Here is a 22,164-nt window from a genome sequence, read left to right as displayed (position 1 = left end):
TATCGGAACAGCGCCATGGAATTATTGATACGGGAAGCGACCGCAGACGATGCGGCACTGATTGCAGAACTGACCCGTAGCAGTTGGGCCAACAAGGTGGCCGCCAGCTCCAGCGGCCACGTCGAAGCACCGCTGCGCGTCGCGGAAGATTTGCAGCGCGGCGGCGGCTTCGTGCTGTTGCGCAACGATGTACCGGCCGGTTCGGTGCGCTGGCTGCCGCTCGATACCGAGCTTGACGTGTGGGAAGTCATGCGCATGGGCATCGTGCCCGGTTATCGCGGCGAACGCTTGTCTCAGCACCTGATGGAAGCACTGATCCATCGGGCGCTGGCAGCCGACGTGCGGGAATTGCGGCTGGCGGTACGACTGGATCAGGCGCAACTGGTCGACCTGTATGCTGCGCTCGGCTTTGAAATTGCACCGGAACTCGAATACACCCGTGCCAATCCACAGGAACAGCCGCCCATCGTCATGCGCCGCTGGCTCAGACCCTGAACCGCATCAATAGCCGGAAATCTCCGAATGCGAGGTAGCCACTACCTTGTGGCTGTCCATGTCAAAGTGGACATTGAACAGCCGCGGTTCGTTGATATTCTGATAGCGCCAGTCCCATACTTCTTCATTCTTGCGCTTGAACGGCACGATTGTGCGCGGCCGTCCCAGCAGGCGGCGCACGTCCTCACTGCGCATGCCCGGCACCACCTTGGCGAAATTCTCCGCCGTCAGCACCTGCGTGTAATCGAGCATGCGTCCATCGGCGGCAATCGAAAACATCCAGGTACGCACGCCCTGCGGCCCTTTCGGATATTCCAGCGTGCGCCGGCCATCCTCTTCTTCCCATACCGTGTCGGGTTGCCCCATGACGGTACGCACTTCCGCCTCGGTCGAGACGCCTTTGCTCAATTTATCCAAGCCGAACTCCTCTATCGGATTGCCATTGCGATCACAGCCCAGCATCAGCAATGCCGCACCGCACGCACCGATCCAGCCAAAAACCTTACCAACACGCATAGTCACTCCAGTCTCAAGACAAGGTAGAATAGCGCTAATTCCATCCTGCATACAGAAAGCGCCGGAAAATCCATGGCCAAGCAATTCAAGCACTACGAGTCCGAAGCAACCAAGTTCATCGCTGAACTCAAGGTGAAAAATCCGCAACTGGAAGAACAGCAGCGCGCCGGCCGTGCCTTGCTGTGGGACAAGACCCCGCTGGATCTGGACAAGAGCGCGCGCGACAAGGAATCGCGCGTCGAGCAATCGCCTTACGTCTACCAAAACCACTGATTATTGCGACATGAGTGGCATCAGTGGCATGAATGACAGCAGTGAAACTAGCGGCGACGCCAGCGAACTGGTACTCGCCGGCCAGCCGGACACGACCCCCGACGTCATTGATGGCGTCGCTTTCGCCAAGCTGTATGGCGAACCGCTGTTCAAGCTGCCGAACGACCTCTACATTCCGCCCGATGCCCTGGAAATTTTCCTGGAAGCATTTCAGGGGCCGCTGGATCTGTTGCTGTACCTGATCCGCAAGCAGAATTTCAATATCCTCGATATTCCGATGGCGCAGGTCACCCTGCAGTATCTGGAGTATGTCGAACAAATCCGCAAACACAATCTGGAGCTGGCCGCCGAGTATCTGCTGATGGCCGCCATGCTGATCGAGATCAAATCGCGCATGCTGCTGCCGGTGCGCAAGGCCGACACCGGTGAAGAAGCCGAAGATCCGCGCGCCGAACTGGTACGTCGTCTGCTGGAATACGAACAGATGAAGCTGGCGGCACAGGAGCTGGACTCCCTGCCGCAGGTGGGCCGCGATTATGTGCGCACGCAAGTGCATATCGAGCAAACCATTGTCACGCGCTGGCCGGAAGTCGATCTCAATGATCTGCAAGCCGCCTGGGCCGATGTCATCCGGCGCGCCAAACTGATCCAGCATCACCACATCAGCCGCGAAGAATTATCGGTACGGGAACACATGACCGGTATCTTGCGTCGTCTGCAATCGGCGCGCTTCGTCGAATTCTCCGACCTGTTCGATCCCTCGCGCGGCGTGCCCGTGCTGGTGGTCAATTTCGTGGCGCTGCTCGAACTAGCCAAGGAGACTCTGATCGAGATCACCCAGGCTGAGCCGTTTGCGCCAATTTATGTGCGACTGTCTTACTCGCCAAGCTAGTAACAGAACTCCATACCGAATATGAAAATCATCTCTTCCATTGAAGAATTGCGCGATCAGTTGCGCGGTCAGTTACGCACGGCATTTGTCCCGACCATGGGCAATCTGCATGAAGGCCATCTGTCGCTGATGCGGCTGGCACGCACACACGGCGACCCGGTCGTGGCTTCGATCTTCGTCAATCGCCTGCAATTCGGACCGAATGAGGATTTTGACAAGTATCCGCGCACCTTTCAGGACGACGTGGAAAAACTGGAAAAAGAAGGCGTATACGTGCTGTTCGCGCCGACCGAGAAAGATATGTATCCGGAGCCGCAGGAATATCGCGTGCAGCCGCCGGACGATCTCGGCAACATTCTGGAAGGTGAGTTCCGTCCCGGCTTCTTTACCGGCGTCACCACGGTCGTGATGAAACTGTTTTCCTGTGTGCAGCCGCGCGTTGCGGTATTCGGCAAAAAGGATTATCAGCAACTGATGATCGTGCGCAATATGGCGCGCCAGTTTGCGCTGCCGACCGAAATCATCGCTGCCGAAACCTTCCGCGCTGAAGACGGCCTGGCCTTATCGTCACGCAATCGCTACCTGTCGGACGACGAGCGCAGCGAAGCGCCGGCACTCTACCAGGCGCTCGATCACGTTGCCAGCGCCATCCGCAGCGGCCATCTGGATGTTCCGGCACTGGAACAACAAGCCATGTCGACACTGGCGCAACGCGGCTGGCAACCGGACTACATCTCGATCCGCAAACGCATCAATCTGCAAGCACCTTCAGCCGACGATCTGGCGCAAGGCACGCCGCTGGTGGTCGTGGCCGCCGCCAAACTCGGCAACACCCGCCTGATCGACAACCTAGAAGTCTGATGCCATCACCCGCGCCAGCGCTGACCTTGCTGCTGGCGTTGGCGCTGCCGCCAGTGGCAATTGCCGTCGGCCCCCTCAGCGTCACTGACGATCAGGGCAATACCGTTACGCTGACACGACCGGCGCGTCGCATTGTCAGTCTCGCGCCGCACACTACCGAATTATTGTTCGCTGCCGGCGCCGGTCCTTATCTGGTCGGCGTCAGCAATTTCAGCGACTACCCCGCCGCCGCCGGCAATATCCGTTCGATTGGCCGCATCCGCAATGCCGATCTGGAAACCATCATCACCCTCAAACCCGATCTGGTGGTGGCCTGGCACAGCGGCAACTCGGCCGCGCAAGTGGCGCGTCTGCGGGAATTGCACATACCTGTATTTGAAAGTCAGCCAAACGACTTCGAAATGATTGCCAGCTCCATCGAACGGCTGGCCAGACTGAGCGCTACCGACGCCAGCGGCGCCAAAGCGGCCGCCGGGTTTCGCAGCCGCTGGCATGCACTGGAACAGCGCTATCGCAACCGCAGCAGCGTCAGTGTGTTTTATCAAATCTGGAGTCAGCCGCTGACCACCCTCAATGGTGATCACATGGTATCGACCGTGCTGCGCACCTGCGGTGGCCGCAACATCTTTGCCGGCCTGCCGCAACTGGCGCCGACCGTCAGCGTGGAAGCGGTACTGGCGGCGGATCCCGATGCCATTCTGACGCCCTCCGACGCCAAGGACGCACCACTCAAAAGCTGGCAGCGCTTCAGCCGCATGAAAGCGGTGGCCGCCAACAATCTGTTCGTGGTCAATGCCGACTGGCTCAACCGGGCCGGCCCACGCATTGTCGATGCCACGGAAGAAGTGTGCAAAACGCTGGATCTGGTCCGTACCCGCAGCCGCAACACCGCCGCGCCGTAAGCGCAGCCGAATTCAACTGCGGGCGTCGAGCGGCAGGAACAGACTGCCCTGCGCGGTGGTAATCACGTCAAATTCGCAATTGAATGCCAGCCCCAGAATAGCGGGCCGCAGCACCTCGTCCAGTGGCCCTTGCCAATGGCGCTCATGGCCGATGATCAAGGCATGCGTGGCAAAGCGCGACACCAGATGCAAATCATGACAGGCCGCGACCACCGCCTTGGCCGGCGATTGCTGCGTCAGATTGCGCAACAACCGCATCATCGCCAATTGCGCCGGCAGGTCCTGATGCGAGGTCGGTTCATCCAGCAACAGCAGCGCCGGATCCTGCACCAGCAAGGCTGCCAGCGCCACCCGTTGACGTTCGCCGCCCGACAAATGCAACACATCGTCGGCACTATGCGCGGTCATATTGAGACTGGCCAGCGCCTGCCGCGCCAGTACGAAATCTTCCGGACTTTCCCAGCCAAAACCGTTCTGATATGGAAAGCGTCCTGCCACCACGCTCTCAAGCACGCTGCAGGAAAATGCATCTTGCTGTTGCTGGCTCAGCAAACCGCGCCAGCGCGCCAGGGCATTGGGCGACATGGCCGCCAGCGGCTTGCCGTGGGCGGCAATCTGCCCCGCTGCCGGCGGCTGCAAGCCGGCTACTGCGTGCAGCAAGGTACTTTTACCGATACCGTTCGGTCCGAGCACACACCAGAATTCACCGGCATGAACGCGCCATTCCAGTTGCGTCAGCAATGGTCGCGTACCGGCATGCACCGTCAAACCGCCGGCATGCAACACCGGCACGGCACTCATGCCTTGCCCCGCGACAGCAACCACAGGAACACCGGCACCCCGCACAAAGCAGTGACCACCCCGACCGGCAATTGGGTCGGCGCCGCAATCGTGCGCGCCAGCAAGTCGGCCAACGCCAGCGCACTGCCGCCAGCCAGCACTGACGCCGGCAACAGCAAACGCTGATCATTGCCAAACAACAAGCGCAGGCCATGCGGCACCACCAGACCAACGAAGCCGATGGTTCCGGCCACCGTGACCGCCGCCGCCGTCGACAGCGACGCCACGCACAACAGCGCAATGCGCAAGCGCACCACCGGCACCCCGAGCAATTGCGCAAAACTTTCGCCGCGCGCCAGCATGTTCAAACGCGGGGCATTGAACACGGCCCAGATCAGCACCAGCAGCAGCACCACCGCAGCCGCCGGCAAAAAGCGGGCATCATCGAGATCGCCCATGAGCCAGAACACCATGCCGCGCAATTGCGTATCCGACGCCAGCGTCAGCGCCAGACTGATCAGCGAACCAAACCCGGCCGCCAGCATGACGCCGGTCAATATCAAGCGATGCCCGGCCAATTGCGGCGACAACGGCAAATGCCGCAACGAGCGGCGCGCCAGGCCAAACAGCAGCGACACCGCCAATGCCGCCCCGGCCGAGGCTCCCATGGCCGCCACACCGACACTGGAAAACCCGAAATGACCCGCCGCCAGCAAGGCCAGCAACGCACCGGCCGCCGAACCGCCGGACAGCCCCAGCACATACGGATCGGCCAGCGGATTGCGCAACAACACCTGCATTAATGCTCCGGCCAGCGCCAGCAAGCCGCCCACCACAAACGCCGCCAGCGCCCGCGGCAGACGCAACTGCAGCAACACCGCCGCATGCTCATCGACGGCGGAAAACCGCTGACAGCCGACACTGCCGCACAACGACGCCAGCGTCAGCACCATCAAGGCCAGCAACAGCATCAGCGACAACAGCAGAATGACACGACGCATCGGGTTCCTAGAAGTCGTAACGGGCGGTGAATTTCAGCAAGCGTCCGGCATCAGGATAAATATTCCCCTGGCAACCGTAGGCGCGACTGAAGTATTTCTTATCCAATAAATTATCTCCGGAAACGGCCAACTCCCATCCTGAAAAACGAACGGCATAGCGCGCATCAATGGTGGTGAATGACGGCATCACCGCAGCACAGGTATTGGCAAAATCATTTCCATACCGCTGCGTATCTACCCATTGCACGCCGACATTGGCACTTTGGATGCCCGACGTCCAGTTCAACCTGGCTGTCGCCACGTTCTTCGGCACCAGCACCACATCTTTACCGGCGTTGGTCCCCTCCCGGAAAGTGGCACGTACATGTCTGAGACTAGCACTGGCAGTAAAGTCGCCATTCAATCGCACAGAACCCTCCAACTCCACACCTTGGCGCTTGGTCGGATCAAGATTAATGTTCGTGAACGTCACAGGATTAAACATGATCTCGTTCGTCAGCCGATGCTGAAACCATTTGAGCGTAGCTCTTTGTCCATCACGTCCAAGAGTTGCACCAAATTCAAGATCATGTGAAATCTGCGGCTGCAAAGCCTGATTAAGCGGATTCGTGTAACGATTATCGTCAACGTTCGCTACCCGGTAACTCTGCCCGCCCTTACCAAACAAACGCAGCACTGGAATCACGGCATAACTGGCTTGCACATCCCACGCGTTTAACGACTGCGAGGTTTGATAACTACTGGCAAAAGTGTTCGGATCTTGCGCATTTTTATCAAACACTTCATGGCGTACACCAACCGCGATGCGCGCATTTTGATTGAATTGAATTTCGTCGCGCAGGTAAATGGCCCTTGAGCGCTGTCCGGCCGTGGCTTTGCTAATGGAATCATTCAGATCCCATTCAGAAAAGTCCAGTCCGGCAACTACCTCATTTTTCAGACTTCCGGTATTGAGTACATGACGCAAACGTGGCGAGAATTGGGTGACGCGGCTATGCACCTCTGAATTCGAAGTAAAGCCACCCGGAAATACCTGATACATTTTTGCTATTTTTTCGCGATGAGCAAGCTCCGCTGCAAATTCAAATGCACCTATCCGGCGTTCGGCAAACAAGGTAATCCGGTTACTGTCATACGAACCGAAATCATTTGGCGTTGCGGTCTGGCGTGCATCGAGTTGGTATTGCGCATAAGTAAGCGGACCGGCTAGACGATAGTCATTATGTGCCGTATCGATTCGCAGTCCCAAACGTCCTTCACTTGATGCCCATTGCATGCCACCGCTGAAATTTTCCTGGCTTGATGCATTGTTATCGCGGTAATTATCGGAACGCTGCTTACTGTAATTTGCATCGATGGCAAAACCATCCCAGTCCTTAGCAACCGATGCCCGTATGCCGCGACTGCCGTATGAGCCAACTTCACCGACAATAGTGCCATGTACCGCACCGGGTGATGGTCGCTTGGTAATAATCTGGATTGTGCCGCCAGTTGCGCCATCGCCATACAGTACGCTGCTGCCGCCGCGCACAATCTCTATACGCTCAACAGTCTCAATCGGAATAGTCGATAACAGCGCAATAGCCTGTTCGTTCTCCGACAAACGGACGCCGTCCAGCAACACCACAATATTTTGATCGCTGGTGTCGCCGAAGCCGCCCAGATCGAGAGAAAAGTCAGCCGTGCCAAGCACGTTCTGCCGCCCATACACCCCGCCAATCTTGCGAATCGCTTCATTGACGTTATCGACGCCGGCGCTGCGAATATCGTCGGCCGTGATGATGGTGGCGCCGACCGGGCTGAACGCCGGGTCATTCGGGAAACGGGCGCCGCTCACGACGACCGGTGCCAGCGTCTGGCCGGCCGGGCTTTGGGCTTGTGCCGCAGCGCACAGGGAAAAGGTGACCGTTGCCGCGCAAGCGAGGGCAATCGGCGTCAGGGTCGCGAACCGGCGACCGGAGGCTGAAAAAATCATGATGGTTTGATGGATGGTCTGCTCCGCCCTGCCTCCCCGCAAGCCGGATTCATACGATATCACCGGTATTGCCGGCGACATCCCCCGTTCTGGCCGGTATCCGGGCTACAAGCATGGCTGCACCGCCTTCCCATGCCAGCCAGACTGGACACAGTGGCGCAAGACGCAGTTTGCCGGCGACATATCGCAGGCACTTGTTTACCGTTGCGGGGGCAGCACACGTTGAGTGACCGACAACATGCTAGTGTTGCAATCCCGTGTTTCCCGTTTAACCGCAGGCGCAAGCGCGCCGGGCGGCACCAAAACCGCGCCATTGTATGCGCCAACGCACACAGCGGCAATCAATCGTGACAAGTGTTGCCTCAATGCAGTAAGATCGTCGACAAACAGGCGCCATGCTGCATGGCGAACATAAGCCCCTTGGAATGGGGAAATTTCACCGCTTTTTGGCCGATGGGGAGGCTTGACAGCGACATATAATCCCCACAAGCGACAGTTCCGGCCACGACCGGCGAACCGTAACGGAGTACATCCGGCCTTTGCTTCGGCACTGCATGGATGCGTCGGGTGACGGCCCGTCTCAGGTTTTACGGTTCGCTGCCGATATCCATGGATCAGAACCGTCACGATGAAACACCATGCAATCCCGGTGGCCCAGGTCTGCGCCAGGCGTGCACGCAAACAACGCAGCAAATTTGTATGGAGATAACAAAATCATGAGTGACGATGTTGATTTGGAGGCATTGTTTGACGAAATTTCCGCCCAAACGCTACCTGCCACCGTCGGCGCACCGGTAACTGCGCCGCCTGCGGCCACTCCTGCAGCGCCTGCAGAAGACATGTCCGACAAGCCCATCTACGAACGCCTCGGCGGCATCGTTCGCTTGCTGCACGATTCGATGCGCGAACTCGGCTACGACCGCTCGCTGTCGGATGTGGCATCGCAGATCGGCGATACCCGCGGCCGTCTGGAACACGTCGCCACCCTGACCGAACAAGCCGCCAACAAGGTACTCAACACGATCGACGCCGGCATGCCGGCGCAGGACGCGCTGTCGGCCAAGGCCAAGGATATCGACGCCCGCTGGGCGCGCCTGTTTGCAGGCCAGATGAGCATCGAGGAATTCAAGGTACTGGCAACCGATTCCAAGACGTTCTCCGCCGGCGTGATCGAATCGGCTGAAATCGAAAAAGCCCGCATGCTGGAAATCATGATGGCGCAGGATTTCCAGGACATCACCGGGCAACTGATCAAGAAGATCGTCGGCATCACCGCGATCGCCGAACGCGAACTGGCGCAGGTGTTGCGCGACAACGCCCCGCCGGAATTGAAGGCCGTCATCGAAGCAGAAAAACCGGTGGAATTGCTCAACGGTCCTGCGGCTCCTGGCTCTGCCATGGAACAAAATGATGTGGACGACTTACTCGACAGTCTGGGGTTCTAATGGATGACGAAATGCTCAAGGATTTTGTCGTCGAGGCGTTAGAACTCGCGACCAACGTTGAAGAGCATCTGCTGACTCTTGAACGTCATCCTGACGATATGGAAGTCTTGAATGCGGTGTTTCGCGCATTCCACACCATCAAAGGCGGCGCCGGCTTCGTCAATCTGCCGGCCATGGTTTCGGCCTGTCACCTGACCGAAAACCTGTTCGACGCCCTGCGTACCGGCAAAGCGCCGGTGACGCCGATCGCCATCGAAGCGGCATTGCAGGCCAGCGGCTTTGTGGCTGACCAGCTCAACGAATTGTCCAATGGCGCCGACCCGGCCAGCCTGGCATCGATGCCATCGGACCTCGAAGATATCCTGACCCACGCCATCGAAGGCAAGGACGCACCGGCGGCAACTGCTGCGCCGGCGGCCCCGCCGGCGGTCGCCGCTCCGGCCACCGCCGGCGCTGCAACCGGAACCTCGGCCAGCGTGTTGGCGGCAGACGGCAGCCTGGACTGGAACGCTTTGTATCAGGCCGTCACCAATGGTGCGGCAAGCGAGCCGGTGGCAGCGGCAACCCCGGCGGCGCACGGCGAAGCGGCCCCGGTGGCTGCTGCGGCAGCCACACCCGCCGCCGCCAAACCGGCAGCAGCGCCGGCTGCGGCACCGGCCCGCCGCGCTACGGACGGCCCGCAAGGCAAGGAAGAAAGTATCCGGATCGACGCCGGCAAACTGGACGCCTTGCTGGAAGTCGCCGGCGAATCGGTACAGGCCGCCAATCAGGCTGCGGTGCTGCTGGAAAAACTGCAACAATTCAAGTTTGAAGGCTCGGCGGCTTCGCTGATGACCACGCTGGCGGAAACCCTGAGCCGGGCCTCCCGCTATTCCAGCGAGTTGCAGCGGGCTACGCTGTCGACCCGCATGCAGCCGGTCGGCCGCCTGTTCCAGAAATTTCCGCGACTGGTGCGCGAACTGGCCAAGGATCTGGGCAAAGACGTTGACCTCGCCATCTCCGGTGCCGAAACCGAAGTGGACCGGGTCGTGGTGGACAGTCTGTACGATCCGCTGGTGCACATGCTGCGCAACTCGCTCGATCACGGTATCGAGACCGACCGCATCGGCGCCGGCAAGTCGAACAAGGCCACCATTTCGCTCAAGGCATGGCAAGAAGCCAGCAGCGTCATGATTGAAGTGTTCGATGACGGCAAGGGCATGGACCCCGAGGTGTTGCGCAAAAAGGCCATCAGCAAGGGCCTGATCGGTGAAAACGATGCCCAGAGCCAGGATGAAGCACTGCAACTGGTGTTTCTGCCGGGCTTCTCGACCAAGGAAGTGGCGTCCAGCGTATCTGGTCGCGGGGTCGGCATGGACGTCGTCAAAACTGCCGTGGAAAAGCATCGCGGCACCATTCGCATCGATTCCACACTGGGCGTCGGCACGCGTTTCTCGATTCGCCTGCCGATCGAACTGTCGATCATTCCCACCATGCTGGTACGCACCGCAGGCGCGGCGCTGGCCTTGCCGATGGCAGTCGTGGAACGGGTCGTGGAATTGCCCGACACCTTCGACGAAGTGGGCGGCGCACCGGTCTTGCGCGATCAGGGCCGGCCGTTGCCGGTTCACTCGCTGGCCGGCGTGCTCGGTTACGAGCCGGGTAATGAACGGGTCGGGATCGTGATGGCAGTACCGCATCCGTATATTCTCGGCGTGGAAGCAGTGGAAGGAACCGCCGATCTGGTGATCAAACCGTTGACCGCAATCCAGACCAACGGCATTACCGGTACCGCGCGTTCCGCCGAAGGCGAACTGGTGCTGGTGGTTGGCCTCTCGTTCCTGCTGGAAGGATGCCGTGCGACCGCCAAGGCCGCGGTAGCTCAGGTCTAGCAACCAGGCAATCTCATCAGTGCGGGGGCCTGACAGTCCCCGCACTGCTCCCGGCAGCAACAGCAGCATATTCAGCATCAGCGCTCCCCGCCACTTGCCATCGACCGATGCACGGCAGCTGAGCCGCAGTTCGACAATCACCAGAACCAGCCCCCTCCTCCAGACTACGGATAGCAAGTCGCAATGGCAAAGAGCACGTTCAAATGGCAGTGGATCATCCTGTGCGTCGCATGTTTCAGCGCAATGCCGCCGGCCCGGGCTGGCGTGACGGCAGATGAAGGACTCGCCAGGATTCGCGAAAAGAATACGATGGTGCTGGCCTATCGCAAGGGCCAGTTGCCTTTTTCCGACCTCGATGAAAACAACCGGGTCAGCGGCTACTCGATTGCGCTGTGCCAGAAAATTGCCGACGCCGTCAAACGCGAACTGAAATTGCCGCATCTCAAGGTGCAGTATCTGGCTGTCGACGGCGACACCCGCTTCTCCAGCATTCTGAGCGGGCAGGCCGATATCGAATGCGGCTCGACTACCAATAATGCCGAGCGCCGCAACAAGGTGGCATTCACCATTCCCCATTTTTTTACCACCGTGCGCATGCTGACCCGCGCTGACAGTGACATCAGAAACTGGATCGATCTGCAAAGCAAAAAAGTCGGCGTCACCAAGGGCGGTTCGATGGTGGAAATGGTGCGCACCCGCAGCAGCATTCGCTCGCTTTACATCACACTGGTGCCGGCCATCTATGAAAGCATCTCGATGGCGCAACTGGAAAGCGGCGAAGTCGATGCCTGCGTCAACGATACGGTATTGCTGCACAACATGCTGGCAACCGCAAAAAATCCGGCCGGATTCATCATCACGGGCGACCCGCTGTCGGTCGAGCAATACGGCTTGATGTTGCGCAAGGAAGATACCGCACTCAAGAAACTGGCTGACCTGGAGTTGGCGCACCTGGCCGACAGCGGCGAAATCTATCGTATCTACGATCACTGGTTCATGCAACCGATCGGTCCCCGGCACATCTCGCTGAACATGCCGATGAGCTATCTGCTCAGAGATGCATTGCGCTATCCGACCACCCGCACCATCACCGAGTGAGGCCGGCTAACTCGCCGGCGGCCCCGCAGGCGGCGCGGCGACAACGGCGGGCACCACGGGCCGGATATAGCGCGCGGACAAGGCCTCATACAACGGCGGCGCAAAAAAGCGCGAGACGCGGCTGGCCAGCAAGGCGGTTGCCATCAGGGAAATCACCAGCGTGTGACCATTGATCATCTCCATGACAATCACAAAGGCCGTAATCGGCGATTGCGTCACCGCCGCCAGATAGCCGACCATCGCCAGCGCAATCAGCATGGACAGCGACGTATCGCCGAACACCATGTGCAGCATGTTGCCGAAGCCGGCGCCAATCGACAGCGACGGTGCAAAGATGCCGCCCGGGATCCCCGGCAGATACGACCCTACCATCGCCCCCATTTTGAGCAACGGATACCAGGCCGATAAATGTTCTTGCCCGCTCAGCAAACCTTTGGCTTCGGCATAGCCACTGCCGTAGGTGACGCCGCCGCCGATCACGCCGATGGCCGCCACCAGCAAGCCGCAACCGGCGCCGAACAGTACCGGCCGCGCAGCACGGAAGGCAATCAGGCGGCTTGGCATCCACTTGGCGGTATTGAGCAACAGCCAGCAAAAGATGCCGCCGGCAATTCCCATCAGTACGCCACAGACCAGCACCGCCACGATCACCTGACGCGCGCTGTCGGCGCCGGCAGTGATGGTGCCGAAATAGGTATAGTTGCCGTTCAGACCGAGCGCGACGATACCGGCGAAGATGATGGTGGTAATGACGATACCGCTGGTGCGCTGCTCGAAACTGCGGGACAGTTCCTCAATCGCAAACACGATGCCTGCCAGCGGCGTATTGAATGCAGCCGACAGACCGGCGGCGGCACCGGCCAGAATCAGGCGCTTTTCCAGCAACACGCTGGGACGCGGATAAAACCGTCGCATGTTATACATCAGCGCCGCGCCGACTTGCACGGTAGGCCCTTCACGGCCAATGGTGAAGCCGCCGACGATGCCGAGGAAGGAAATACCGATCTTGCCCAGCAACACCTTGAGCGACAGCAACACCGGCGCCCGGCTGGCAGCGGCTGCGCCATGTTCGCTCAGCGTCGCCATCACCTGCGGAATGCCGCTGCCTTCGGCGCCGGCAAAGAAGCGCCGTGTCAGCCACACGCACAAGGCACTCATGGCCGGCGTCAGCAACAACGGCAACCAGCTGTGTTGCTGCTGCATGCCGCGAAACAGATCAAATCCGAAATCGATCAGCCACGCATAGATGACCGCCACCAGCCCGACCAGTACCGCGCCCAGCCATAAAATGCCGTATTGCAACCATAACCGGCGCAAGCGCCGCAGGGTGTGCCCCGGAATCCGGGCCAGGTGATCCATCATTGCCGCATCAGGCTGCGCGCCAGGGCGTCAGCCGCCTCTCAAAGTGGGAACATCAAAGTTCGTACATATCCTTTTCGCCTTCCATCACCTGCGCAATCAACTTGCGATTCAGGGTCGGTGCCAGCAATTCGATGAAGGTATACACATAACTGCGCAAATACGCACCCTGCTTCAATGCCACGCGCGAAACATTGGTGCCGAACAGATGCCCGGCCGGGATCGCACGCAAACCGCGATCGCGCTCGGCATCAAACGCCATGCCGGCAATGATGCCGACCCCCATGCCCAGTTCGACATAGGTTTTGATGACATCGGCGTCAATCGCTTCCAGTACGATATCCGGCTTCAGTTCGCGCAAGGCAAACGCATGATCGACCTTGCTGCGGCCGCTGAACGCGGCGTCATAGGTAATCAGCGGATAACTGGCGATTTCTTCCAGCGACAGGTTTTTGGATTTCAGCAACGGATGATCAGGCGGCGCCACCACCACATGCTCCCATTGATAACATGGCAACGACACCAGCCCCTCGCCGGATGCCAGCGCTTCCGTGGCAATCGCGATATCGGCCTGATCGTTGCGCACCATCTCGGTAATCTGCTTGGGATTGCCTTGCAGCAAGGACAGCCGCACCTTGGGATATTTCTGGGTGAACGCCTGAATCACTTTAGGCAAGGAATAACGCGCCTGGGTGTGGGTGGTGGCAATCGTGAAGCTGCCGCTGTCATGCGCGGCAAATTCCTTGCCGATGCGCTTGAGGCCGTCCACTTCCTGCATGATCAGTTCGACCGACTTCAACACTGCCCGGCCAGGCTCGGTCAGGCCGCGAATACGCTTGCCATGACGCGTAAAGATATCCACGCCGAGCTCTTCTTCGAGCTCGATAATCGCCTTGGAAACGCCCGGTTGTGATGTAAACAGTGCTTTTGCCGCTTCGGTCAAATTGTAGTTTTGCCGTACCGCCTCCCGCACAAAACGGAATTGATGCAGATTCATGGCCGATATCCTTCACTTTGCTCCGCATTTGCATATGCGAAATGTGCATATAAGCAAATAAATACTAAGTAGTATGGTTTGGAACGTAAGTTTATTACGATTCGGGGTGTTATAGACGAGGTATTATGACTGTTTCTTATGTAGTAAGCGGATTTGCGGTAGGACTGCTGGTCGGATTGACCGGCGTCGGCGGCGGCTCATTGATGACGCCGCTATTGACGCTGCTGTTCGGTATCCACCCCAGCGTCGCCGTCGGTACCGATCTGGCGTTTGCGTCAGCGACCAAAACTGCCGGCACTTTCGCCCACCGCTTCAAAGGAACCGTGCGCTGGGACATCGTCAAACGGCTGTGCCTGGGCGCGCTGCCGGCAGCGGTGGTCACCACGCTGCTGCTGAAGCACTTCGGCGCGGTCAGCGAAAGCATCAGTATTTTCATCCGTTATTCCATCGCTATTTCCGTTTTCCTCACGGTGATTGCTTTGCTGTTTAAAGGTAAACTTCAGGCTTGGCTCAATGCCAATCCGGACCAGCAATTGCAAGGCACCGAGCTGACCCGGGCCACCATCATCGCCGGTGCCGTACTGGGTACGCTGGTGACAGTGTCCTCGATCGGCGCCGGTGCCGTTGGCGCCACCTTGCTGGTATTGCTGTATCCGCGTCTGACACCGGCCGAAATCGCCGGTACGGACATTGCGTATGCGGTGCCGCTGACGGCGATTGCCGCCTTCGGTCACTGGTGGCTGGGATCGATTGACTGGGCCTTGCTGGGCGCCTTGCTGCTGGGCTCCGTGCCGGGCATCACCATCGGTTCGCTGGCAGCGCGCGCGGTACCGGAAAAATTTTTGCGTGGCCTGCTGGCAATTACGCTGACGAGCGTTGCCCTCAAGCTGGTTTGGTAGGCTGTTTTTTTAAATACGGGGTCCTGGGTACAGTGACTCCGACAAGACGTTAACAGGGATAACAAGATGTACCGCTATGACCAATACGATCATCTGATCGTCAAAGAGCGCGTTGCACAATACCGAGACCAGGTGCGCCGCCGTCTGTCCGATGAACTGATCGAAGACGAATTCCGCATTCTGCGACTGCAAAACGGCCTGTACCTGCAGCGCCACGCTTACATGTTGCGCATCGCCGTGCCATACGGTTTGCTGGCTTCGCGTCAGGTGCGCATGTTCGCCCACATCGCGCGCAAGTATGACCGCGGTTACGGCCACTTCACTACCCGCCAGAACATCCAGTTCAACTGGATCAAGCTGGAAGATTCACCGGACATTCTGGACGAGCTGGCGACGGTCGAAATGCACGCGATCCAGACCTCCGGCAATTGCATCCGCAATACCACTTCGGATGAACTGGCCGGCGTTGCCGCCGACGAAATCGTCGACCCGCGCCCTTACGCCGAACTGATCCGCGAATGGAGCACCTTCCATCCCGAGTTCGCCTACCTGCCACGCAAATTCAAGATCGCCATCAGCGGCTCGGCGCAAGACCGCGCCGCCACTGCCGTGCACGATATCGGCTTGCACGTGATCAAGAACGAAGCCGGCGAAGTTGGTTTCCGCGTACTGGTCGGCGGCGGCATGGGCCGCACGCCGATTCTGGGCAGCGTGATTCGCGACTTCCTGCCATGGCAGCATGCCATGTCGTACCTGGAAGCGATTCTGCGTGTGTACAACCAGTACGGCCGCCGCGACAACATCTACAAGGCACGCATCAAGATTCTGGTGAAGGCCATCGGCGCGGAAGACTTCGCCCGTCAGGTCGAGCAGGAATGGCAAGACATCAAGGATGGTCCGTCGACACTGACCACCGAAGAATTGCAACGCGTGGCGCAATATTTCACTGAGCCGCCTTACGAAACCCTGCCCGCCACGGACGCCGAATTCGACCGCCTGAAAGCGGAAGACAAAGGTTTCGCCAACTGGCTCAAGCGCAATGTCAAAGAGCACAAGGTGCCGGGTTATGCGGCCGCGATTCTGTCGCTCAAGAAAACCGGCGTGCCGCCGGGCGACATCACTGCCGACCAGCTCGATTTTGTTGCCGGTCTGGCCGACCGCTACAGCTTCTCGGAATTGCGCGTGACGCATGAACAGAATCTGGTGCTGGCCGACGTCAAGCAATCGCAACTGTATGCATTGTGGAAAGAAGCCAAGGCACAGGGTCTGGCGACACCGAACATCGGCTTGCTGACCGACATCATCTGCTGCCCCGGCGGCGATTTCTGCTCGCTGGCGAACGCCAAGTCGATCCCGATTGCGCAAGCGATTGCCGAACGTTTCGACAATATCGATTTCCAGCATGACATCGGCGACATCGAACTCAACATCTCCGGTTGCATCAATGCCTGCGGTCACCACCATGTCGGCAACATCGGCATTCTGGGCGTCGACAAAGATGGCGCCGAGTGGTATCAGGTATCGCTGGGCGGTGCGCAAGGCAACAATTCGAGCATCGGCAAGATCATCGGACCGTCGTTCTCGGCGCATCAAATGCCAACCGTGATCGATCGTCTGCTGCAGGTTTACGTCAAGCAGCGCTTCGAAGATGAGTTGTTCATCGATACCGTGCGCCGTGTCGGTGTCACGCCATTCAAGGAATTCGTCTACGCCAGCCCGATCAAATCGGATCAAGTCCACGGGGAGGATGCTTGTGCCTAATACCGCTCAACAAATCATCAAAGACAAAGTCGTCGTCAACGACGACTGGACCATTCTGCGCCTGACTGAAGAGCAGACACCGGATAGCGTAGTGATCCCGGAAGGCAAGATCATCGTGCCGCTCAAGGTATGGCAAGCGCAGCGCGACAGCTTGCAAGGCCGCAAGGAACTCGGCGTCTGGTTTGCCAGCGACGAACGTCCGGAAGCCTTGAAGGATGAATTGAAAAACACCCCGGCGCCGTTCCAGGTCATCGCCGTCGACTTCCCCAAGTTCGCCGATGGCCGTGGTTATTCAATCGCCTACAACCTGCGCGCCCGCCTCGGCTACACCGGCGAATTGCGGGCAGTCGGCGATGTCTTGCGCGATCAGTTGTTCTACATGCAGCGCGTCGGCTTCAATGCCTTCGCCGTGCGTGCCGACAAGGACATCCATGATGCACTCAAGGGCCTGACCGATTTTTCGGAAAAATATCAGACCTCATGGGATGAAAAAAATCCGTTGTTCCGCCGCGCCAGGCGCAGCGCCGTCGTGCAAGACTGAGCAACAAGCCAGACCGGCAGTCGGTTGTGACTGCCGGCAGCCCGCGGTTCATCGCCGGACGTAACGTTTTCAGGAAAGAAACACCATGTCAAACCCAGCCCTGCAAGATCTGATCGCGCAGACCCGCGCCACACTGGAGACCATCGCCGGTCAATATGGTCCTGCAGTGTTTGCTTCCAGCCTGGCGGCCGAGGATATGGTGCTGACCGACATGATTTTGCGCGACAAATTGCCGATCACCATTTTCACGCTGGAAACCGGCCGCCTGCACGCCGAAACGCTGGGCATGCTGGATCGCATCCGTCAAACCTACGGCTACGATGTGACGCCTTACCGGCCGGAACCGGCAGCGGTTGACAGCTACGTCGCCCAACATGGCCGCAATGGCTTTTACGACAGTGTCGAATTGCGCAAGGAATGCTGCCGCATCCGCAAGATCGAGCCGCTCAACCGGGCGCTGGCCGGCAATACCTCGTGGGTCACCGGACAACGCCGCGCGCAATCGGTGACGCGCGCCGCGCTCGACGTGCAGGAAGCCGATCCGGCGCACGACATGGTCAAATTCAATCCGCTGGCCGACTGGTCAGAAGAAGATGTGTGGGAATACCTCCGCGCCAATCAGGTGCCGTACAACCCGCTGCACGACAAAGGTTTTCCGTCAATCGGCTGCGAGCCCTGTACCCGTGCCGTCGAACCTGGCGAAGATGTGCGTGCCGGCCGCTGGTGGTGGGAAAACCCCGACTCCAAGGAATGCGGATTGCACGTGGTGGATGGCAAGCTGATCCGCATCAAATCGCAAGCCGCCCCGGGTGCCTGAAGCCAGACCAGCCGCCATCGCCAGGCATTAAAACCAGTTGTCGCTGTCTTTCTGAATACGCGGCGGCAACACTCAATGACAGCACTTGAAGAACAAAGGTCGTCGTATGAACACTGCAGTAGAACAACTTTTCCTCGATAACGCCAGCAACCGTCATCTGGACTGGCTGGAATCCGAAGCGATCCACATCATGCGCGAAGTCGCGGCCGAGTGCAGCAACCCGGCGCTGCTGTTTTCCGGCGGCAAAGACTCGGTGGTGTTGCTGCGCATCGCTGAAAAGGCGTTCCGTCCCGGCAAGTTCCCGTTCCCGCTGGTGCATATCGATACCGGCCACAACTTTGCCGAAGTCATCACCTTCCGCGATCAGCGCGCCGCCGAACTCGGTGAAACCCTGATCGTGCGTTCGGTGGAAGATTCCATCAAGCGCGGCACCGTGCGCCTGCGCAATCCGCTGACCGATTCGCGCAATGCGGCACAGGCTGTCACCTTGCTGGAAACGATTGCCGAATTCAAGTTCGACGCTTGCATCGGCGGTGCCCGTCGCGATGAAGAAAAGGCACGCGCCAAGGAGCGCATCTTTTCGTTCCGTGATGAGTTCGGCCAATGGAATCCAAAAGCCCAGCGTCCGGAACTCTGGGACTTGTACAACACCCGCGTGCATCCGGGTGAAAACATGCGGGTCTTTCCGATCTCGAACTGGACCGAGCTCGATGTCTGGCAATACATTGCCCGTGAAAAACTGGCACTGCCGCCGATCTACTTTGCGCACGAACGCCAGGTTATTCCGCGCAACGGCCTGCTGGTGCCGCTGACCGATCTGACGCCCGCCAAAGAAGGGGAAGTGGTGGAAAACAAGATCGTGCGCTTCCGTACGGTGGGCGACATTTCCTGCACGTGCCCGGTGGCATCCGATGCCGACTCGGTGGAAGCCATCATCGCCGAAACCGCAGTGACCCAGATTACCGAACGCGGCGCCACCCGCATGGATGACCAGACCTCCGAAGCGTCGATGGAAAAACGTAAAAAAGAAGGATATTTCTAATGAATGCCGCAGCCACTCTGCTGAGCCCAGCAACGACTTCCGCCAGCACCAGCGATAACGCGCATGAGCGCGGCCTGCTGCGCTTCATCACGGCCGGTTCGGTCGATGACGGCAAGAGCACCCTGATCGGCCGCCTGCTGTTCGACAGCAAAGGCATTTTTGCCGACCAGCTCGATGCCATCTCGCGCGCCAAGCACAAGCGTACCGTTGGCGACACCATCGACCTGTCGCTGCTGACCGACGGCCTCGAAGCCGAACGCGAACAAGGCATCACCATCGACGTCGCCTATCGCTATTTCGCCACCCCGAAACGCAAGTTCATCATTGCCGATACGCCCGGCCATGAACAGTACACCCGCAACATGGTGACCGGTGCCTCGACTGCCGATGCCGTCATCATTCTGGTGGATGTATCCAAGGTCAAGCTCGGCGACGACGGCAGCGTCGAATTGCTGACGCAAACCAAGCGCCATTCGACCATCGCCCGTTTGCTGCAGATTCAGCACGTGGTAGTGGCCATCAACAAGATGGATCTGGTCGGTTACGATCAGACCGTGTACGACCGCATCGTCGCTGCTTACCAGACATTTGCGGCGCAGCTTGGTCTCACGGATGTGCGCCCGATTCCGTTGTCGGCACTAGCCGGTGACAACGTGGTCAGCGCCGGCGACAAGATGCCGTGGTATCAGGGCCCGACGCTGATCGAATTGCTGGAATCGCTGAGCGTCTACGAAGATGCGCACGAAGAACCGTTCCGTTTCCCGGTGCAGCTGGTGGCGCGTCACAACGGCCATGAAGCCAATGACTTCCGCGGCTACATGGGTCGCATCGAAGCCGGCAAGGTCAGCAAGGGCGACAAATTGCTGGTGCAACCGGGCGGCCACAGCGCCACCGTCAAAGACATCCTGACACTGGAAGGTTCGCTGACGTCGGCCTCGGCCGGGCAATCGGTCACGATTCTGCTCGATGAATATCTGGATATTTCGCGCGGCGACATGCTGGCCTCGGCAGCGCAGGCGCCGGCCTTGCTGAAAACCCTCAGCGCCGATCTGTGCTGGCTGTCGGAAGATGCGCTCGATCCACGCCGCAAGTACTGGCTCAAGCACACCACCAAGCAAGTTGCCGCCCGCGTCACTGCGGTCGACACCCTGCTCGACATCAATACGCAGCAGCGTCATCCGGCGCAAGCCTTGAAGCTCAACGATATCGCCCGCGTCACCATCAATGTGCAGCAGGCCATTGCAGCCGATGCCTATGATGCGATCCGGGCGACCGGCGCCTTCATCCTGATCGACGAAGTCACACATCAGACTGTTGCTGCTGGCATGATTCGGCTGGATGCCTGATAATTGCGTCCCATGCACCTGGCATTCCGGTCATCACCGGCAATCAGGTGCATGCGCCAACCGGCACGCTAACCGCTTACCTACTATCCAGCATGCGCACTGCCGCCAGCCAGCCACCGCCACGTGTCGGCAAAGTTTATCTGATCGGCGCCGGCCCCGGCGCGGCAGACCTGATTACCGTGCGCGGCGCGCGTATTCTGGCGCAGGCCGACGTGGTCCTGCACGACGCGCTGGTGACGGCCGAAATGCTGGAGTTATGTCCGCAAGCGGTCAAGATTTCCGTCGGCAAACGCAGCGGTCAACGCTCTACCGCCCAGCAGGAAATCAATCAGCGTCTGCTCGAATGCGCGGCCCAATATGGCATTGTGGTGCGCCTCAAGGGCGGCGACCCGATGCTGTTCGGTCGTGCCGACGAAGAATTGCGGGCGCTGGAAAGTCGCAACATCCCCTATGAAATCGTGCCAGGCATTACTGCCGCCCTGGCCGCTGCGGCTTCCGCAAAACAGCCGTTGACGATTCGTGGCGTGGCACGCAGCGTCTCGTTGTTCACCTCCAGTACTGCCCCCGATCAGCCGCAAGAAGCGCGCATGCCCAACGGCGACACGCTGGTGCAATACATGGGCGGACGCGAAGCCACCGCCACCGCGCGACGGTTGCTGGCGCTCGGACACGCACCTGAAACGCCGGTCATCGTCGTGGAAAATTGCAGTCGTGACGATGAACGCATCCGTCATTTGCAATTGTCCGGCCTGGAACAGGGCCTGACCGAATGCAGCGGACCGGTGCTGGTGATGATCGGCCCCGCGCTGGCGCCACGCTGACCGTACAGAAGCTGGCTGGCAGCAATTTTGCATCGCTGCTATGCTTGAGCGTTTTCACGCTCTGACAACGCCCTCTCATGCACTTACTTCACGCTCCCGACGCTCCGGCCGCAGCGCCCATTGACTTCGATGCCTTTCTGGCCGTGGACATCCGCATCGGCACCATCATTTCTGCCGAAGCCTTTCCGGAAGCCAGAAAACCGGCTTACAAATTGCGTATCGATTTCGGCCCCGCCATCGGCATCAGGCAAAGCAGTGCCCAGATCACCAGCCACTACGCGCTGGAAGCGCTGACCGGTCGTCAGGTGGCAGCCGTGGTCAATTTTCCGCCACGGCAAATCGGCAAGTTCATGTCGGAAGTGCTGACGCTGGGGTTTCCCGATGCCAGCGGCGAAGTAGTGTTGTTCGCACCCGATAGTCCGGTACAGAACGGCGTCAGATTGTTTTGATGATGTGCAGGGTGTTGTGGTGC

The 22,164-nt window shown here is 59.2% G+C and carries 22 protein-coding genes and 1 riboswitch; of the genes, 16 read left to right on the top strand and 6 right to left on the bottom strand.

Annotation, left to right across the window (positions count from 1 at the left end):
* The first annotated feature begins 15 nt into the window (after positions 1–15).
* Positions 16–495 (top strand): GNAT family N-acetyltransferase, encoded by a 480-nt coding sequence (locus AKL27_RS21160; RefSeq protein ID WP_050464849.1) that lies wholly within the window; start codon positions 16–18, stop codon positions 493–495.
* A gap of 6 nt (positions 496–501) precedes the next feature.
* Here the strand turns inward: AKL27_RS21160 and bamE are convergent, their stop codons facing one another.
* The gene (gene bamE / locus AKL27_RS21155) at positions 502–1,011 is read right to left on the bottom strand and encodes an outer membrane protein assembly factor BamE domain-containing protein (protein WP_050464847.1); all 510 of its coding nucleotides are present in this window, start codon (positions 1,009–1,011) and stop codon (positions 502–504) included.
* Between the two features lie 72 nt (positions 1,012–1,083).
* On the opposite strand from bamE, the gene AKL27_RS21150 reads away from it, so the two are divergent.
* Genes AKL27_RS21150 through AKL27_RS21135 form a run of 4 tightly spaced genes read left to right on the top strand, consistent with a single transcriptional unit; the run spans position 1,084 to position 3,939 of the window.
* Complete coding sequence (locus AKL27_RS21150; RefSeq protein ID WP_050464846.1) at positions 1,084–1,284, top strand: DUF3460 family protein; 201 nt, start codon at positions 1,084–1,086, stop codon at positions 1,282–1,284.
* 28 nt (positions 1,285–1,312) lie between these two features.
* Positions 1,313–2,176 carry a segregation and condensation protein A gene (locus AKL27_RS21145; RefSeq protein WP_050464861.1) on the top strand — a complete coding sequence of 288 codons (864 nt, stop codon included), beginning with the start codon at positions 1,313–1,315 and terminating at the stop codon, positions 2,174–2,176.
* 21 nt (positions 2,177–2,197) lie between these two features.
* On the top strand, positions 2,198–3,037 hold the full coding sequence (panC, locus tag AKL27_RS21140) for a pantoate--beta-alanine ligase (RefSeq protein ID WP_050464845.1): 840 nt from the start codon (positions 2,198–2,200) through the stop codon (positions 3,035–3,037).
* Entirely contained in the window at positions 3,037–3,939 is a 903-nt protein-coding gene (locus AKL27_RS21135; RefSeq protein ID WP_050464844.1) for a cobalamin-binding protein, read from the top strand. The genes panC and AKL27_RS21135 overlap by 1 nt, the downstream gene beginning before the upstream one ends.
* Before the next feature lie 12 nt (positions 3,940–3,951).
* Here AKL27_RS21135 and AKL27_RS21130 read toward each other — a convergent pair whose 3' ends face one another.
* From AKL27_RS21130 to AKL27_RS21120, 3 genes are read right to left on the bottom strand one after another with little or no spacing between them, the layout of a single operon-like run.
* On the bottom strand, positions 3,952–4,740 hold the full coding sequence (locus AKL27_RS21130; protein WP_050464843.1) for an ABC transporter ATP-binding protein: 789 nt from the start codon (positions 4,738–4,740) through the stop codon (positions 3,952–3,954).
* On the bottom strand, positions 4,737–5,720 hold the full coding sequence (locus tag AKL27_RS21125) for a FecCD family ABC transporter permease (protein ID WP_198156035.1): 984 nt from the start codon (positions 5,718–5,720) through the stop codon (positions 4,737–4,739). The genes AKL27_RS21130 and AKL27_RS21125 overlap by 4 nt, the downstream gene beginning before the upstream one ends.
* Positions 5,721–5,727: 7 nt before the next feature.
* A complete protein-coding gene (locus tag AKL27_RS21120) occupies positions 5,728–7,695 on the bottom strand; it encodes a TonB-dependent receptor family protein (RefSeq protein ID WP_050464859.1) in 1,968 nt (655 codons plus the stop codon).
* Between the two features lie 74 nt (positions 7,696–7,769).
* Positions 7,770–8,014, bottom strand: a riboswitch (cobalamin riboswitch).
* Between the two features lie 397 nt (positions 8,015–8,411).
* Between AKL27_RS21120 and AKL27_RS21115 the strand changes: the two genes are divergently transcribed.
* The 3 genes from AKL27_RS21115 (at position 8,412) to AKL27_RS21105 (ending at position 12,109) form a co-directional block, all read left to right on the top strand.
* On the top strand, positions 8,412–9,140 hold the full coding sequence (locus AKL27_RS21115) for a protein phosphatase CheZ (RefSeq protein WP_050464842.1): 729 nt from the start codon (positions 8,412–8,414) through the stop codon (positions 9,138–9,140).
* A complete protein-coding gene (locus AKL27_RS21110) occupies positions 9,140–11,011 on the top strand; it encodes a chemotaxis protein CheA (protein ID WP_050464841.1) in 1,872 nt (623 codons plus the stop codon). The genes AKL27_RS21115 and AKL27_RS21110 overlap by 1 nt, the downstream gene beginning before the upstream one ends.
* Positions 11,012–11,194: 183 nt before the next feature.
* Complete coding sequence (locus tag AKL27_RS21105) at positions 11,195–12,109, top strand: amino acid ABC transporter substrate-binding protein (protein ID WP_050464840.1); 915 nt, start codon at positions 11,195–11,197, stop codon at positions 12,107–12,109.
* 6 nt (positions 12,110–12,115) lie between these two features.
* On the opposite strand, the gene AKL27_RS21100 is transcribed toward AKL27_RS21105, so the two are convergent.
* Complete coding sequence (locus AKL27_RS21100) at positions 12,116–13,471, bottom strand: chloride channel protein (protein WP_050464839.1); 1,356 nt, start codon at positions 13,469–13,471, stop codon at positions 12,116–12,118.
* A gap of 52 nt (positions 13,472–13,523) precedes the next feature.
* Entirely contained in the window at positions 13,524–14,465 is a 942-nt protein-coding gene (locus AKL27_RS21095; RefSeq protein ID WP_050464838.1) for a CysB family HTH-type transcriptional regulator, read from the bottom strand.
* A 125-nt stretch (positions 14,466–14,590) separates the two neighbouring features.
* On the opposite strand from AKL27_RS21095, the gene AKL27_RS21090 reads away from it, so the two are divergent.
* From AKL27_RS21090 to AKL27_RS21055, 8 genes are all read left to right on the top strand, one after another.
* Complete coding sequence (locus tag AKL27_RS21090) at positions 14,591–15,364, top strand: sulfite exporter TauE/SafE family protein (protein ID WP_050464837.1); 774 nt, start codon at positions 14,591–14,593, stop codon at positions 15,362–15,364.
* A 66-nt stretch (positions 15,365–15,430) separates the two neighbouring features.
* Positions 15,431–17,125: a nitrite/sulfite reductase gene (locus AKL27_RS21085; RefSeq protein ID WP_050464836.1), complete on the top strand. Its 1,695-nt coding sequence runs from the start codon at positions 15,431–15,433 to the stop codon at positions 17,123–17,125.
* Positions 17,112–17,666, top strand: a complete 555-nt coding sequence (locus AKL27_RS21080; RefSeq protein ID WP_050464835.1) for a DUF934 domain-containing protein — start codon at positions 17,112–17,114, stop codon at positions 17,664–17,666. Before AKL27_RS21085 ends, AKL27_RS21080 begins: the two co-directional genes overlap by 14 nt.
* 85 nt (positions 17,667–17,751) lie before the next feature.
* A complete protein-coding gene (locus AKL27_RS21075; RefSeq protein WP_050464834.1) occupies positions 17,752–18,483 on the top strand; it encodes a phosphoadenylyl-sulfate reductase in 732 nt (243 codons plus the stop codon).
* 106 nt (positions 18,484–18,589) lie between these two features.
* Positions 18,590–19,525, top strand: coding sequence for a sulfate adenylyltransferase subunit CysD (cysD, locus tag AKL27_RS21070; RefSeq protein WP_050464833.1), 936 nt, complete (start codon positions 18,590–18,592; stop codon positions 19,523–19,525).
* Positions 19,525–20,871 (top strand): sulfate adenylyltransferase subunit 1, encoded by a 1,347-nt coding sequence (locus tag AKL27_RS21065; RefSeq protein ID WP_050464832.1) that lies wholly within the window; start codon positions 19,525–19,527, stop codon positions 20,869–20,871. Before cysD ends, AKL27_RS21065 begins: the two co-directional genes overlap by 1 nt.
* 92 nt (positions 20,872–20,963) lie before the next feature.
* Positions 20,964–21,692, top strand: coding sequence for a uroporphyrinogen-III C-methyltransferase (cobA, locus tag AKL27_RS21060; RefSeq protein ID WP_050464831.1), 729 nt, complete (start codon positions 20,964–20,966; stop codon positions 21,690–21,692).
* 77 nt (positions 21,693–21,769) lie between these two features.
* Entirely contained in the window at positions 21,770–22,141 is a 372-nt protein-coding gene (locus AKL27_RS21055; RefSeq protein WP_050464830.1) for a tRNA-binding protein, read from the top strand.
* The last annotated feature ends 23 nt before the right edge of the window (positions 22,142–22,164 follow it).

Origin of the sequence: Herbaspirillum autotrophicum (assembly GCF_001189915.1) — a bacterium.
In the GTDB taxonomy this organism is placed as follows: Bacteria; Pseudomonadota; Gammaproteobacteria; order Burkholderiales; family Burkholderiaceae_D; genus Herbaspirillum; species Herbaspirillum autotrophicum.
Note: the sequence above shows the minus strand (reverse complement) of the source record. Positions and strands in the feature narration are given on the sequence as shown.

Excerpts from the sequence above, each read along its gene's own strand:
- AKL27_RS21150 (WP_050464846.1), top strand. The coding sequence starts at position 1,084 with ATGGCCAAGCAATTCAAGCACTACGAGTCCGAAGCAACCAAGTTCATC.
- AKL27_RS21145 (WP_050464861.1), top strand. The coding sequence starts at position 1,313 with ATGAATGACAGCAGTGAAACTAGCGGCGACGCCAGCGAACTGGTACTC.
- AKL27_RS21130 (WP_050464843.1), bottom strand. The coding sequence starts at position 4,740 with ATGAGTGCCGTGCCGGTGTTGCATGCCGGCGGTTTGACGGTGCATGCC.
- AKL27_RS21110 (WP_050464841.1), top strand. The coding sequence starts at position 9,140 with ATGGATGACGAAATGCTCAAGGATTTTGTCGTCGAGGCGTTAGAACTC.
- AKL27_RS21055 (WP_050464830.1), top strand. The coding sequence starts at position 21,770 with ATGCACTTACTTCACGCTCCCGACGCTCCGGCCGCAGCGCCCATTGAC.
- AKL27_RS21160 (WP_050464849.1), top strand. The coding sequence starts at position 16 with ATGGAATTATTGATACGGGAAGCGACCGCAGACGATGCGGCACTGATT.
- AKL27_RS21095 (WP_050464838.1), bottom strand. The coding sequence starts at position 14,465 with ATGAATCTGCATCAATTCCGTTTTGTGCGGGAGGCGGTACGGCAAAAC.
- AKL27_RS21100 (WP_050464839.1), bottom strand. The coding sequence starts at position 13,471 with ATGATGGATCACCTGGCCCGGATTCCGGGGCACACCCTGCGGCGCTTG.
- AKL27_RS21135 (WP_050464844.1), top strand. The coding sequence starts at position 3,037 with ATGCCATCACCCGCGCCAGCGCTGACCTTGCTGCTGGCGTTGGCGCTG.
- AKL27_RS21105 (WP_050464840.1), top strand. The coding sequence starts at position 11,195 with ATGGCAAAGAGCACGTTCAAATGGCAGTGGATCATCCTGTGCGTCGCA.
- AKL27_RS21115 (WP_050464842.1), top strand. The coding sequence starts at position 8,412 with ATGAGTGACGATGTTGATTTGGAGGCATTGTTTGACGAAATTTCCGCC.
- AKL27_RS21090 (WP_050464837.1), top strand. The coding sequence starts at position 14,591 with ATGACTGTTTCTTATGTAGTAAGCGGATTTGCGGTAGGACTGCTGGTC.
- AKL27_RS21065 (WP_050464832.1), top strand. The coding sequence starts at position 19,525 with ATGAATGCCGCAGCCACTCTGCTGAGCCCAGCAACGACTTCCGCCAGC.
- bamE (WP_050464847.1), bottom strand. The coding sequence starts at position 1,011 with ATGCGTGTTGGTAAGGTTTTTGGCTGGATCGGTGCGTGCGGTGCGGCA.
- AKL27_RS21125 (WP_198156035.1), bottom strand. The coding sequence starts at position 5,720 with ATGCGTCGTGTCATTCTGCTGTTGTCGCTGATGCTGTTGCTGGCCTTG.
- cysD (WP_050464833.1), top strand. The coding sequence starts at position 18,590 with ATGAACACTGCAGTAGAACAACTTTTCCTCGATAACGCCAGCAACCGT.
- AKL27_RS21085 (WP_050464836.1), top strand. The coding sequence starts at position 15,431 with ATGTACCGCTATGACCAATACGATCATCTGATCGTCAAAGAGCGCGTT.
- AKL27_RS21075 (WP_050464834.1), top strand. The coding sequence starts at position 17,752 with ATGTCAAACCCAGCCCTGCAAGATCTGATCGCGCAGACCCGCGCCACA.
- AKL27_RS21080 (WP_050464835.1), top strand. The coding sequence starts at position 17,112 with ATGCTTGTGCCTAATACCGCTCAACAAATCATCAAAGACAAAGTCGTC.
- cobA (WP_050464831.1), top strand. The coding sequence starts at position 20,964 with ATGCGCACTGCCGCCAGCCAGCCACCGCCACGTGTCGGCAAAGTTTAT.
- AKL27_RS21120 (WP_050464859.1), bottom strand. The coding sequence starts at position 7,695 with ATGATTTTTTCAGCCTCCGGTCGCCGGTTCGCGACCCTGACGCCGATT.
- panC (WP_050464845.1), top strand. The coding sequence starts at position 2,198 with ATGAAAATCATCTCTTCCATTGAAGAATTGCGCGATCAGTTGCGCGGT.